We start from the raw sequence: 13,100 nt of genomic DNA on the forward strand, positions 1-13,100 counted from the left end.
CCCCCCCCCCCCCCCCCACCACCGTGGAGCGCGGACGGGGGTAGTGCCGGCCGCTGGCCGGCAGCGTCCAACGCTACATGGGTGGCGGCATGAACAGTGCGGACCAACGTTCCGCACTCATTACGGCCTGTGGTCGTACACGGCAGTGCAATGCACCGTTGCCGGCATGCACACGGCCGCTGACCTACCCTTTCGTGGATAGTCCCGTCTCCCTCCCCCACTGCTGGAGCCCCTCATGACAGTCCCCGCCTTCGGTCTCGGCACTTTCCGCCTCAAAGACCAGACCGTGATCGATTCCGTGCGCAACGCGCTGGAGGTCGGCTACCGCGCCATCGACACCGCGCAGATCTACGGCAACGAAGCCGAAGTCGGCCAGGCCATCGCCGATTCCGGCGTGCCGCGCGATGAGATCTACCTGACCACCAAGGTCTGGATCACCGCGTTCAAGCGCGAAGCGCTGCTGGCCAGCCTGCGTACCAGCCTGGAAAAGCTGCGCGCCGATCATGTCGACCTAACGCTGATCCACTGGCCGTCGCCGAACGACAAGGTCGACGTGCCGATGGAGGAGTACCTGACCGCACTGGCCGAGGCCAAGGCACAGGGCCTGACGAAGGAGATCGGCATCTCCAACTTCACCATCGCGCAGACCCGCAAGGCGATCGGCATCCTGGGTGCCGGCGCCATCGCCACCAACCAGATCGAGATCCACCCGTACCTGCAGAACCGCCTGCTGGTGAAATTCCTGCAGGACAACGGCATCCACATCACCGCCTACATGAGCCTGGCCTATGGTGAGGTAATCAAGGACCCGGTGATCCAGGCCATCGCCGGCCGCCACCAGGCCACGCCGGCGCAGGTCGCGCTGGCCTGGGCGCTGCAGCAGGGCTTCTCGGTCATTCCGTCCTCGACCAAGCGCGAGAACCTGGCCAGCAACCTGGAGGCAGCAGCGATCCGCCTGACCGACGAAGACATGGCACAGATCGCCAAGCTCGACCGCGGCCATCGCCTTGCCAACCCGGAAGGCATCGCCCCAGCCTGGGATTGATTCCAACGACGGCGCGCAACTGCTCTGGTAGACGCCGACCCTGGTCGGCGCAGACGTCTGACCGATCGATGAAACACCGTGCCGACCAAGGTCGGCACCTACCAGAACGCGGGGATCATCCCCTGCCCTGCAACAACCACCCACGCATTGCCGCACTGACCTCGTCCGGTTTCTCCATCGGCGCCAGGTGCCCGCAATCGGGCACCACCACCAGCTGCGAGTGCGGCACCATCGCGTGCATTTCCTCGCTCACCGCGAGTGGCGTAATGCGGTCATTGGCGCCACACACGATCAACAGCGGATCACGGTAACCGGCCAGCACATCATGGCCATCGCGGCGTTCCAGTGCGCTCTGGCGCAGGAACACTTCCGCGCCCAGGCGGGCGGTCATGTCACGCACACGTTGCACCAGCACGTAATCATCCAGCCGCGAGGCATCGATGTAGCTGCGCATCAGCACATCACCGAAACCATGGAACTTGCCGGGTAGGCGCACGCTGGCACGTTGGCTGCGGCGCTGCTCGGCCCGCTCGGGTGAGTCGGCGTGGATCGAGGTATCAATCAGCGCCAGCTGCAGGACCCGCTCCGGCGCGATGCGCAGGATCTGCTGGGCGACGAAACCGCCCAGCGAGAATCCAGCCAACGCAAAGCGTTCCGGCGCCTGCGCCAGCACGTCCTCGGCCACCGCCTGCAGGGTCTCGCCACCGGTCTGGTCGCCCACGGTGCAGTCGGCGATATCGGCCAGGTCGGCCAGCTGCGCGCGCCACAGCTCAGCATCGTTGAGCAGGCCGGGCAGCAGCAACAGGGGGATACGGTCGGTCATGGGGATATTGTCGCGCCAGCACGGTGACGGAACCATGCCGCAACGGGCGATTGCGTTGTAGAGTCGCGCCATGCTCGACTGCAGCACAGCCCGTCGAGCATGGCTCGACTCTACAGAAGGCAGCGACACGGACGCGACCATGGCAGACCCCTACAACAGCGGCACCCCTTCCCCGCCGGCACTGCGCTTCGACGATGCGCTGGTCACCACCGCCTTCGAGCTGCCCGGCCATCGCGTCGTGCGCAACCTCGGCGTGGTGCGCGGTATCACCGTGCGCTCGCGTTCGATCGTCGGCAACTTCCTGGGCGGTATCCAGACGCTCTTCGGTGGCAACATCACCATCTACACCGAGCTGTGCGAACAGGCTCGCGAGGAAACCTACCGCGACATGGTCAAGCACGCGCGGCAGCTGGGTGCCAACGCGATCATCGGCATGCGCTACGACGCCACTGATGTGATGACCGGGCTGACCGAAGTGCTGTGCTATGGCACGGCGGTGGTGGTAGAGCCGGTGCGGTGATGCAGCCGCCAAGCGTACGCAAAAGCAGCCGAGCGTAGGCTCGGCTCTACAGGAATTACGCCACCGGCGGCACGTCGGGCACCTCGACCTGCTGCACCGGCAAGGTCGCCATCATCACCGTCGGGTCGTCCGGGTCCAGCCTGGTCTTGAATCCCAGGCTCTGGCACATCGCCAACATGGTGCTGTTTTCGCGCAGCACCTGGCCTTCGACCACGTCCAGGCCCAGCCACTTCGCGTACTCGATCATGATCGCCATCAGCCGCCAGCCGATGCCGTGGCCCTTCAGGTCCGAGCGGATCAGGATGCCGTACTCGCCACGGTGGTAATCGGCATCGGCGTGCAGGCGCACTGCGCCCAGCATCTCGCCGCTGCGCGGTTCGATCGCTACCAGCGCGATCGAGCGCGCGTAGTCGAGCTGGGTCAGGCGCGCGATGAATTCGTGGCTGAAGTGCTTCACCGACTGGAAGAAGCGCAGGCGCAGGTCTTCGTCGCTGACGCGGGCGAAGAACGCGCGGAACAGCGCATCGTCTTCCGGCCGCACCGGGCGGACGAACGCGCGGCCGCCATCGGACAGTTCGATGGTGCGCTCCCACTCCTTCGGGTACGGGAACACCGAGAAGCGCGGATGCCCGCGGCCCTTGTGCAGGATGCGCGACGGTGCCACTGCCACGCGCGCGTCGAGGGCGAGGATGCCCTTGCCGTCGACCAGCAGCGGGTTGATGTCCAGCGTACGCACTTCGGGAATGTCGGCGGCCAGCTGTGCCAGCTTAACCAGTGCCAGCGCCAGTGCGCGCTCGTCGGCGGCGGGCACATCGCCGTAGGCCTTGAGGATGCGCGAAGCGCGGGTCTGGCCGATCAGCTCGTGGGCCAGGCGCAGGTCCAGCGGCGGCAGGGCCAGCGCCTTGTCGTTGATCACTTCGACGGCGGTTCCGCCGCGTCCGACCACGATCACCGGGCCGAACGTCGCGTCATCGGCGATGCCGACAATCAGTTCGCGCGCCTTCGGGCGGACGATGGTCGGCTGTACCAGCAGGCCATCGATGCGCGCATCCGGCCGCAGCTGGCGCGCACGCGACAGGATCGCGTTGGCCGCGCTCTGCACCGCCGGCAGCGTGGACAGATTCAGGCGCACGCCGTCCACTTCGGACTTGTGCGGAATGTCCGGCGACAGGATCTTCAGCGCTACGGACGCACCGCGTTCCAGCAGTGGCTGCGCCAGGTCCATCGCCTCATGCGCATCGCGCGCATGCATCACCGGCGCCGACGGGATGCCGTAGGCCTTGAGCAGCTCGTGCGTGGCCAGCGGGTCCAGCCACTGCTGGCCGTTGGCCAGCGCGGCATCGACCAGTGCGCGCGCGGTGGCTGTGTCGACGCTGAAGTCCTGCGGCAGGCTGGGCGGCGTTTCCATCAACGCGTTCTGTGCCTCGCGGTAGCGCACCAGGTGCTGGAAGCCCCGTACTGCTTCGGCCTCGGTCGGATAGGTCGGCACTCGTGCTGCGTTGAGCGTGGCGGTGGCCTGGTCGTCGTTGCCCAGCCACACCGCGAACACCGGCTTGTCGCGATGATGGCGCGGGCGCAGGCCGAGCGTGCGGGTGAGGGCCTGCGCCGCGTCGGCGGACGAGGTAAACGCGGTTGGCACGTTGACCACCATCACCGCATCGTTCTCGTTGTCGGCCAGCAGTGCTTCGATGGCCGACGCATAGCGGTCACCATCGGCGTCGACCACGATGTCCACCGGATTGCTGCGCGACCAGCCCTGCGGCAGCACCGCATCGAGCTTCTCCACCGTGCTGACGGAAAGGGTGGCCAGCGTGCCACGCAGCGCGATCAGTTGGTCCACGGCCAGGCGGCCGACACCGCCGCCATTGCTGAGAATGGCCAGGCGGCGACCGGGAAAGGTTCCCAGCCGCCCCAGCGATTCGGCAGCAGTGAACAGTTCGTCCAGCGCACCCACGCGCAGCAGGCCGGCACGATTGAAGGCCGCACCATACACATCATCGGCACGCGCCAGGGCCTGCACATGGGTATCGCGGCTGCCCGGCTGCACGCGCTCGGCGCGACCGGACTTCACCACCACCACCGGCTTGGCGCGGGCGGCGGCACGCGCGGCCGACATGAACTTGCGCGCGTCCTTGATCTGCTCGACATACAGCAGGATGGCGCGGGTGCGGTAGTCCGTGGCGAAGTAGTCGAGCAGGTCGCCGAAGTCGACGTCCATCGTGTCGCCCAGCGAAACCACGGCGGAGAAGCCCACCGAGCGCGCCACGCCCCACTCCACCAGCGCGGCGGCAATGGCCGAGGATTCGGAGATCAGCGCGAGGTCGCCGGCCTGCGGGAAGTGCGCGGCGATGCTGGCATTGAGTCGCGCGTGCGGCGCGATGACGCCCAGGCAATGCGGCCCGAGGATGCGCAGGCCATGCTTGCGCGCCACCGCCTCTACCTGTGCGGACAACGAACCCGGGCCTTCGCCCAGGTGCGCGGTGAGGATGATCGCCGCCTGCACGCCACGCTCTGCAGCTGTACGCACCACTTGCGGCACGATTGCCGCCGGCGCGGTGATCACCACCAGGTCGGGCACCCAGTCCAGGTCCTTCAAGCGCTTGACCGTGCGGATGCCATCGATCTCGGCGTGCCGCGGGTTGATCCACGCCACCTTGCCGGGGAAGCCGGTGCCGCGCAGGTTGCGCATCACTGCGCGGCCGGCCGAACGCTCACGCGGGCTGCCGCCGATCACCGCGACCGACTGCGGACGGAATACGGACTGCAGGTGGTAGGTACTCATGCGCCTACGGTACCCAAATTCCGTGGCGATGGGGTCGGAGGAAGGGTCGGATCCCTTTTCGCAGGAAAGGGATCCGACCCCGGCGTGCACGTTTTGTTACAGCAGCGTGCCGTGCAGGATCAGCGCGGCGATGCTGAAATAGATCACCAGGCCGGTCACATCCACCAGGGTGGCCACGAACGGGGCCGAGGCGCTGGCCGGGTCGAAGCCGAGGCGCTTCAGGACGAAGGGCAGCATCGAGCCGGACAGCGAACCAAAGGTGACGATGCCGACCAGCGCGGCGCCGATGGTGATCGCCAGCAGGATCCAGTGCTCGCCGTAGTCATGCAGGCCACCCAGCTGCCAGATCACGATGCGCACGATCGCCAGGCAGCCGAGGATGGCACCCAGCACCATGCCGGTCGGGATCTCGCGGATGGCCACCTTCCACCAGTCGCGCAGGCGCAGTTCGCGCAGCGCCAGGCTGCGGATCAACAGCGAGGTGGCCTGCGAGCCGGAATTTCCGCCCGAACTCATGATCAACGGGATGAACAGGGTCAGCACCACCGCGCGCGCCAGTTCGTCCTCGTAGTGCTGCATCGCACTGGCCGTCAGCATCTCGCCCAGGAACAGCACGCTCAGCCAGCCGGCGCGCTTGCGCAGCATCTCGAAGAAGCCGATCTGCATGTACGGCTTGTCCAGCGCTTCCATGCCGCCGAACTTGTGCGCGTCCTCGGTGGATTCCTCGATCAGCGCATCGAGCACGTCGTCCACGGTGACGATGCCGAGCATCTGCTGCTGCGCGTCGACCACCGGGATCGCCAGCAGGTCGTGACGGCGGATCAGCCGCGCCACTTCTTCCTGGTCCATCAGCGCGTCCACCGTCACCGGCGGATTGACCTGGGCCACGTCCAGGATCGATTCCTCGGGCAGGCCGGTGATCAGCCGGCGCATGGTCACCACCTGCTGCAGCTGCTGGCTGGCCGGGTCCAGCACGTAGATCGCGTACACCGTTTCACGCGTGCGCTCGACCTGGCGGATGTGCTGCAGGGTCTGCGCCACGGTCCAGCTGGCGGGCACCGCCACGTATTCGGTGGTCATCAGCGCGCCGGCGGTGTTCGGCGGGTAGCTCAGCAGCTTCTGGATGACCTGGCGGGCGTCGGTGCCCAGCAGCGGGATCAGCCGCGCGCGTTCTTCCTCATCCAGCTCGTGGACGATGTCGGTGGCGCGGTCGTCAGCCATCAGCCCGAGCAGGGCAGCGGCGCGTGCCGGCGGCAGCGCGGCCACCAGCTCACCGCTGCGGTGCAGCTCCGGCGCTTCCAGCATCTTCACTGCACGCGGCAACGGCAGCGCGGCCAGCGTTTCCGCGGCGCGGGCCAGTTCCAATGTGTTGAGGAATTCCACCGCATCGGCGGTGTTGTAGTTCGCCAGCGGTGCGGCCAATGCGGCGGCATCGGCCACCGGGCGCAGCAATTGCTTCTGGTTCATCGGTTTTGCCTTGTGGGGGTGCGACCTCGCGCAACGCCAACGCAGGCAAACCGTCCCGATGTCAGGCGGTGGCCATCGCTGGCGTCGAACGAGGTCGACTTCTACTGTCGCTGGACATGGGTTGGGGACTCCGGAATGCGCGTGCCGGCGGTGCGCCGCCAGCGGCGGGCAGTCTGGACCCGCGGGCCATGCAGGTCAACCCGGCATCCCTGCGCCGGGCGCCTGCCGGCCGGTTGTTCTCGTGCATACACCAACCGGCGCGCATAATGGCCGGGTGGCGCTCGCCACGCTTTCCCCCCCCGAACGGACGCACTGCGGGCTTCCCCGATGACCAGGTATTCCCATGCATAGCGGCGGTCTGGAACTGGCCCTGGTGCTGCTGCTGGCGGCGGTCATTGCCGTGCCGGTGTTCAAGAAGTTCGGCTTCGGCGCGGTGCTGGGCTACCTGGCGGCCGGCGTGGTGCTGGGCCCGGACGGGCTGGGCTTCGTGCAGGACGCCGACCGCATCCTCGGCGCGGCCGAGATCGGCGTGGTGATGCTGCTGTTCGTGATCGGCCTGGAGCTGTCGCCGGCACGCCTGAAGGTGATGCGGCGCTCGGTGTTCGGCGCGGGCGCGGCGCAGGTGGCGATGTCCGGGCTGGTGCTGGGCGGCCTGCTGCTGCTCGACCACTTCCAGTGGAAGAGCGCGCTGGTGGTCGGTGTTGCGCTGGCGCTGTCATCCACCGCGGTAGGCCTGCAGCTGCTGTCCGAGCACAAGGCGATCAACAGCGACCATGGCCGGCTGGGTTTTGCCATCCTGCTGTTCCAGGACCTGATCGCGATCCCGCTGCTGGCGGCCATCCCGCTGCTGGGCGGGGCGAAGAACGAGACCCTGCGCTGGGAAGACGCCGCCGTGGCCCTCGGCGCGCTGGCCGTGGTGATCCTGTGCGGGCGACCGGTGCTGCGCAAGGTGTTCAGCATCATCGCGCGCACCCGCAGCCCGGAAGTGTTCACCGCCACCGCCCTGCTGGTGGTGCTGGGCACTGCCTGGTTCATGCAGGAAGCGGGCCTCAGCCCCAGCCTGGGCGCGTTCCTGGCCGGGGTGCTGCTGTCCGATTCGGAGTTCCGGCACGAACTGGAAGCGCAGATCGAGCCGTTCAAGGGCCTGCTGCTGGGGCTGTTCTTCATCGCGGTGGGCATGGGCATCGATCTCGACCGCATCGCCGCAGAGCCGTGGCTGATCGCAGCCGGCGTGGCGATCCTGCTGGTGGTCAAGTTCAGCCTGCTGTATGTGATTGGCCGTATTGCAAATCTCAGTCCGCGGCAGTCGCTGCTGCTGGGCAGCGTGCTGTGGCTGGGGGGCGAGTTCGCCTTCGTGGTGTTCAACGAAGCGCAGCGCGCGCACCTGCTGGGCAACGCCAATCACGATCGGCTGGTGGCGATCGTCGGCCTGTCGATGGCGATCACGCCACTGCTGATGATCGCGCTGCTCAAGCTGCTCGGCCAGGAGAAGGCTCCACCGCGCGGGACCGCCGAGGCCGACAAGGTGGCACCGGACAACCGGCCCAAGGTGCTGATCGCCGGCATGGGCCGCTTCGGCCAGGTGATCGCACGCCTGCTGACCGCACAGAAGGTGCCGTTCGTGGCGCTGGAGGCGAACCCGGACACGGTGGCCGACCTGCGCCGCTTCGGCAACCAGCTGTACTACGGCGACCCGACCCGCCCGGAGATGCTGCGTGCAGCGGGTGGCGAGCACATCGATGTGTTCGTCATCACCGTGGACGACCCGGAGACCAACCTGCGCGCGGTGCGCATGGTGCGCCGGCTGTACCCGGACGCGAAGGTGCTGGCGCGAGCGCGCAACCGCCAGCATGCGTGGCGCCTGATGGACATGTCGGCCGAGCCGTTCCGCGAAGTGTTCGGCACCAGCCTGGAGATGAGCGGGCGCGTACTGACGGCGCTGGGCGTGGCACCAGACGTGGCCGAACGCCATGTGCAGCGCTTCCGTGAGCATGATGAGCAGCTGCTGCGTGACCAGTACCTGGTGTACGACGACGAGGCCGCGGTGATCCAGACCTCGCGTGATGCGCGCAACGACCTGATGCACCTGTTCGAGGCCGACGCGGAAAGGGACGACAAATAGGCGTGCCGACCAACGGTCGGCACCCACCACAGATTGAGGTTGCGGATTCCGGCAGTAGATCCACGCCATGCGTGGATGCTTTGGCTTCCGGGCACGATCATCCACGCATGGCGTGGATCTACCGGGTCCCGATCAGCCGTTGTCGCGCAGGAACCGCGCCATCGAGGAAACGCCCGGCACGCGCGGCTCGAACTCGCCGGCCACGTCGATGAAGCCACGCATCACCGCGATCTCGCGCGGGCTGCGGTTGAGGCTGTCGCGCGCTTCAGGATCGGCGCCGGCGCGCAGCAGGCGCTGCACCAGCAGCGGCAGGCCATGCAGCGCGGCCAGATGCAGCGGGCCGAAGCCACGCGGGTCGCGTACATCCAGGCTTACGTCCTCGTCCAGCAGGCGCTCCACTGCGGCCATCACCACCTGCTCGTCGCAGGCGGTACCCGGCTCGGCGCGCGCGCCCAGCAGCAACAGCAGCGGCGTGACAGAACCAGCGGCGGCCTGGTCCGGTTCGGCACCGGCCAGCAGCAGGGTGTCGAGCAGCGCCAGCAGGCGCGAGCGGTCGCGGGCACTGAAACCGTACAGCGCGGCACAGTGCAGCGGACCCAGCTGCTGCGCGTCACCGGCATGCACGTCGGCACCCGCCGTGAGCAGGCGCGCGACGATGTCCGGAAGGCCCAGCGCGGAGGCCAGCATCAGCACCGTCACGCCACCCGGCAGGCGGTGTTCCAGCTTGGCGCCAGCGTCGAGCAGGGCCGAAACGATGTCCACCTGGCGCATGCTGACTGCCGCCGACAGCGGCGTCGCGCCACTGGCCGCCGCGTGCTGCGGATCGGCGCCGCGCGCCAGCAGCAGGTCGGTTACCGCCAGGTGGCCGCCACCGGCAGCACGCAGCAGCGCGGTGCAGCCCTGTGCGTCGACGGCGTCGACGGCGAAGCCCAGATCGATCAGGCGGCGCACTGCATCGACGTCACCGGCCATTGCGGCGGCCGGCAGATCGGCCTCGCGCAGGGTGCGGCGCGGCAACGGCCACACCCGCCAATCGAGCCAGTCGGCCAGATCGCGGCGACCGATCGACAGCGCCACGCCCAGCGGTGTCTGGCCGTCGGCGGCACGTGCTTCCGGCGAGGCACCATGCTGCACCAGCAGCTTAAGCGCGCCTTCGCGGGCCAATGCGGTGGCCAGGTGCAGCGCGGTCATGCCGTGGCTGTCGCGTGCTTCGCGATCAACGCCGGCCTTGAGCAGGGCCTGCTGCAGCCGCAGCCACCCCAGGCGCACCGCCAGCGACAGCGGCGGATCGCCCGCCGGCGAGGCGGCGAACGGATCGGCGCCACGCTCAAGCAGTTCCAGTGCCAGCTGTTCCAGGCCACGCGCGGCCTGGTCGTGCTGTGCGCAGGCAGCAAGGAAGCGCGCCAGGCCACCGCGGCCGGCCGGCGACAGGCCACGCTGCAGCATCACCTGCAACGCCGGCACCGCATCGATGCCGCGCGACAACAGCGCGAACATCGGCGTATCGGAGCAGGCATCACGCACATAGGGATCGGCGCCGTGGCCCAGCAGCCAGTCCACCGCACGCGGTTCCAGCGCCAACTCCGGATCGAGCAGCAGCCCGCCCAGTTCCTCCGGTTGGCACAGCCTGGCCAGCGCCGCCATGCCGTCGGTGTTGCCGAAGCCCAGGGCCTCGCGCAGCAGGGTCAGCGGCGGACGGTCCGGCAGCAGGCCGCTGGCACTGGCTGCTTCGCCACGATCGGCCAGGCCATCACTGACCGCGGCCGGCAACGGATAGGACGGGTCCAGCAGGGCCACGATCGCCCAGCGGCCGGCCTCGGCGGCGTAGTCCACCGCACGGCGGCCGACCGGATCGGTGGCATCGGTCGCGATGCCCAGTTCGACCAGGCGCTTGATCAGCAGCGGCGAGACATCCTCGGCCATCGCCGCCAGCTGCACCGCATTGCGGCCTTCGCCGTCCACCGCGACCAGGTCCGGCTTGTGCGGCAGCAGGTGCTCGATCACGGCGGCGCGACCGGCACGGGCCGCTTCCAGCCACGGCGTACGCCCCAGTGCATCGCGCGCCTCCAGATTGGCGCCCGCGCCGAGCAGCACGCCGATGATCTCGACATGGCCGGCCAGGGCCGCCTCATGCAACGCACTGCGGCGCTGGCGATCGCGGGCGTCGGCCCGTGCCTTGTGCTTGAGCAGCAGCTGCACGCCCGCCGGATCGTCATCCTCGGTGGCGGCGGCGGCCAGCAGCACCGGGGTGCCATCGGCCGGTTCGCAGCGTGCACCGCGTTCGAGCAGGAAGCGGGCCAGACGCCAGTTGCCCACCTGGCAGGCCACCGCCAGCGGCGACCAGCCATCACGGTTCAGCGCATCGACTTCGGCAGCGGCATCGCGCAGCAGCGCGGCCACGCCCGGGTCGGAACTGCGTGCGGCATGGTGCAGCGGGGTGTTGCCATCACTGTCGGTGGCACGCGAGTCGGCGCCGTTGGCGAGCAGGGTCATCACCGCTTCGGGGCGGCCATGCCAGCTGTCGCGGGTCGCCGCCAGCAGCGGGGTCATGCCCCGGTGCGGCGCATTCACATCGACGCCGCGGGCAATCAGTTCGCGCAGCAGGCGCAGGTCCGGCAGCACCGCGGCCAGCACCGCCAGGCTGCGCTGGTCACGCCAGTTCGGGTCCGGCAGCGCATACGGATCGGCACCGGCCTGCAGCAGCTGCAGGCCCCGGTCGATGCGGCCCTGGCGGGCGGCTTCATACAGCGCCGGTGTCAGTTCCTGCGGCGCCATCGCCTCCAGCGGCAGGGCGTCGGCCGCCGCTGCGAACATCGGTTCGGGTTCAGCGCTGGACGCCACCAACGGGCTGGAGCGCAACGACACCAGCGGCGCAGGCGCGACCCGCTGCAGCAGCAGGTGCAGCACCGGCGACAGCAGTACGACCGCCAGCGCGGCGGGCCAGCGCGCGCTTTCCGGCAACAGGCCCGGCCAGGCCGGCAGCACCACCAGCGCGGCCAGCGCAATGACCAGCGCGGCCACGCCGAGGCCACGCCAAGCAGTCAGGTCGCGCCCCGCCAGCGCCTGCCAGTGCTGGGCCAGGCTGCCATCCAGGCGTTCGACATCGTTCCACAATGGCCAGGTGCGCCAGGCCGCCAGCAGGCCGGCACTGACCAGTACGCTCAGGCCAAGCACTGCCGCCAGGCTGCCGCTGTCACGCAGCGCAGCGAGCGGCCAGGCCAGCAGCAGCGCCAGCAACAGCGGGGCGGCTGCCCACAATGCCAGCAGCGCCGGCATGTCCTGGCGTGCGACCACCTTCAGCGGCCGCAGCGCGCGGCTGCGGCGCCACCACGATATCGCCAGCGCGAACGCGGGCTGCGCCAGTGCGGCAAGGACCGCACCCGGAACGCCGCCCACGGCGGCGCCCAGCGCCAGCACCGCGCCCGCGGCGAAGGCAATTGACAGAATGCGCGGACGGGAGGCGTCAGTCATAGTGGCGCGGCATCAGGCTGGCCACCGACGGCGGCACCTGCAGGTAGAACCCGCGCTCGCTCATTTCGCTGCGGACCTTTTCCGGGTCAGCCTGCGCCAGGCGGCGCTGGGCATCCAGGACCACCTCCAGCACGAAGGCGAGCGTCCCCAGCGAGGTGAGCAGCGGCGCGGGCAGCGCGCTGAAATCATCGCGTCGGGGAACGTAGACGTAGGTGTCCGGCTTGAGTTGGCTTTTATAGACGTAGGCGTGCATGTCCGCGGGACGATAACCCGGGAAGAGCCATGATTGTGTCGGAAAGCCGACACCGGGGAAAGCCGTCAGCCGACGATGGCGGCGCGATCGGCGGCGTTTCGCCTGTGGGGTTCAGCAATGTGGCGGCGACGTTCAGGCTGCGCCGCCGCCACACGGGCGCTTACTTGACCTTGGCGTAGGTGCCCTTCAGCGCGACACCCGCGAGGATGGCACCGGCGTAGCACTCGTAGTTGGTGCTGCTCTTGAACTCGTTCTTCTTGTAATAGCTGACGATGTCGACCACGGCGTTGGCGCCGCGCGACTTGGCACCGTCCTGCAGCGCGCGCAGTGCCGACAGCGCAACCCAGCGGCAGGCCTCGGCATCGCTCTTGTTGGCGGCGTTGGTCTTCTTGTTGGTCACGTCTTCGCCCAGGCGCTGCTGCACGCTGACCGGCTGGCCGGCCAGATAGAAACGCACGCTGCCGTCGATGCCGGCGTCCTTGGCGGCCTGCGAATTGACCAGTTCCTGCAGGGACTGTTCGACACGCGTGTCGCGGGCGGAAGCGGTGGAAGTCAGGGCCAGCAGCGCGGTAGCCGTGGCGATCATGAGAGTGCGGCGCATCGGAACATCTCCTTGT

At 68.7% G+C, this 13,100-nt stretch carries 9 protein-coding genes; 3 read left to right on the forward strand and 6 right to left on the reverse strand.

Features of this window, described 5'->3' with window-relative positions; translation table 11 throughout:
- Nucleotides 1-235 precede the first annotated feature (235 nt).
- Nucleotides 236-1,045 (forward strand): 2,5-didehydrogluconate reductase DkgB, encoded by an 810-nt coding sequence (gene dkgB / locus ACM0O9_RS15830; protein ID WP_414604022.1) that lies wholly within the window; start codon nucleotides 236-238, stop codon nucleotides 1,043-1,045.
- A 115-nt stretch (nucleotides 1,046-1,160) separates the two neighbouring features.
- Here dkgB and ACM0O9_RS15835 read toward each other — a convergent pair whose 3' ends face one another.
- Nucleotides 1,161-1,868: an alpha/beta fold hydrolase gene (locus ACM0O9_RS15835; protein ID WP_164229326.1), complete on the reverse strand. Its 708-nt coding sequence runs from the start codon at nucleotides 1,866-1,868 to the stop codon at nucleotides 1,161-1,163.
- A 139-nt stretch (nucleotides 1,869-2,007) separates the two neighbouring features.
- Between ACM0O9_RS15835 and ACM0O9_RS15840 the strand changes: the two genes are divergently transcribed.
- Complete coding sequence (locus tag ACM0O9_RS15840; RefSeq protein WP_065185897.1) at nucleotides 2,008-2,388, forward strand: YbjQ family protein; 381 nt, start codon at nucleotides 2,008-2,010, stop codon at nucleotides 2,386-2,388.
- 55 nt (nucleotides 2,389-2,443) lie between these two features.
- Here ACM0O9_RS15840 and ACM0O9_RS15845 read toward each other — a convergent pair whose 3' ends face one another.
- Both ACM0O9_RS15845 and mgtE read right to left on the reverse strand, forming a co-directional pair.
- The gene (locus tag ACM0O9_RS15845; protein WP_414604021.1) at nucleotides 2,444-5,170 is read right to left on the reverse strand and encodes a bifunctional acetate--CoA ligase family protein/GNAT family N-acetyltransferase; all 2,727 of its coding nucleotides are present in this window, start codon (nucleotides 5,168-5,170) and stop codon (nucleotides 2,444-2,446) included.
- 96 nt (nucleotides 5,171-5,266) lie between these two features.
- Nucleotides 5,267-6,637, reverse strand: a complete 1,371-nt coding sequence (mgtE, locus tag ACM0O9_RS15850) for a magnesium transporter (protein ID WP_005420274.1) — start codon at nucleotides 6,635-6,637, stop codon at nucleotides 5,267-5,269.
- A 343-nt stretch (nucleotides 6,638-6,980) separates the two neighbouring features.
- Between mgtE and ACM0O9_RS15855 the strand changes: the two genes are divergently transcribed.
- Nucleotides 6,981-8,759, forward strand: coding sequence for a monovalent cation:proton antiporter-2 (CPA2) family protein (locus ACM0O9_RS15855; RefSeq protein WP_235648986.1), 1,779 nt, complete (start codon nucleotides 6,981-6,983; stop codon nucleotides 8,757-8,759).
- 132 nt (nucleotides 8,760-8,891) lie between these two features.
- Here the strand turns inward: ACM0O9_RS15855 and ACM0O9_RS15860 are convergent, their stop codons facing one another.
- From ACM0O9_RS15860 to ACM0O9_RS15870, 3 genes are all read right to left on the reverse strand, one after another.
- Nucleotides 8,892-12,230 carry an ankyrin repeat domain-containing protein gene (locus ACM0O9_RS15860; RefSeq protein WP_414604020.1) on the reverse strand — a complete coding sequence of 1,113 codons (3,339 nt, stop codon included), beginning with the start codon at nucleotides 12,228-12,230 and terminating at the stop codon, nucleotides 8,892-8,894.
- Nucleotides 12,223-12,483, reverse strand: a complete 261-nt coding sequence (locus ACM0O9_RS15865) for a YcgL domain-containing protein (protein ID WP_065177845.1) — start codon at nucleotides 12,481-12,483, stop codon at nucleotides 12,223-12,225. Before ACM0O9_RS15865 ends, ACM0O9_RS15860 begins: the two co-directional genes overlap by 8 nt.
- Before the next feature lie 160 nt (nucleotides 12,484-12,643).
- The gene (locus tag ACM0O9_RS15870) at nucleotides 12,644-13,084 is read right to left on the reverse strand and encodes a hypothetical protein (RefSeq protein WP_005420284.1); all 441 of its coding nucleotides are present in this window, start codon (nucleotides 13,082-13,084) and stop codon (nucleotides 12,644-12,646) included.
- Nucleotides 13,085-13,100 lie beyond the last annotated feature (16 nt).

It is taken from the genome of Stenotrophomonas sp. FR012, from assembly GCF_047520565.2.
Classification (GTDB): domain Bacteria; phylum Pseudomonadota; class Gammaproteobacteria; order Xanthomonadales; family Xanthomonadaceae; genus Stenotrophomonas; species Stenotrophomonas sepilia.

Excerpts from the sequence above, each read along its gene's own strand:
- dkgB (WP_414604022.1), top strand. The coding sequence starts at position 236 with ATGACAGTCCCCGCCTTCGGTCTCGGCACTTTCCGCCTCAAAGACCAG.
- ACM0O9_RS15835 (WP_164229326.1), bottom strand. The coding sequence starts at position 1,868 with ATGACCGACCGTATCCCCCTGTTGCTGCTGCCCGGCCTGCTCAACGAT.
- ACM0O9_RS15840 (WP_065185897.1), top strand. The coding sequence starts at position 2,008 with ATGGCAGACCCCTACAACAGCGGCACCCCTTCCCCGCCGGCACTGCGC.
- ACM0O9_RS15845 (WP_414604021.1), bottom strand. The coding sequence starts at position 5,170 with ATGAGTACCTACCACCTGCAGTCCGTATTCCGTCCGCAGTCGGTCGCG.
- mgtE (WP_005420274.1), bottom strand. The coding sequence starts at position 6,637 with ATGAACCAGAAGCAATTGCTGCGCCCGGTGGCCGATGCCGCCGCATTG.
- ACM0O9_RS15855 (WP_235648986.1), top strand. The coding sequence starts at position 6,981 with ATGCATAGCGGCGGTCTGGAACTGGCCCTGGTGCTGCTGCTGGCGGCG.
- ACM0O9_RS15860 (WP_414604020.1), bottom strand. The coding sequence starts at position 12,230 with ATGACTGACGCCTCCCGTCCGCGCATTCTGTCAATTGCCTTCGCCGCG.
- ACM0O9_RS15865 (WP_065177845.1), bottom strand. The coding sequence starts at position 12,483 with ATGCACGCCTACGTCTATAAAAGCCAACTCAAGCCGGACACCTACGTC.
- ACM0O9_RS15870 (WP_005420284.1), bottom strand. The coding sequence starts at position 13,084 with ATGCGCCGCACTCTCATGATCGCCACGGCTACCGCGCTGCTGGCCCTG.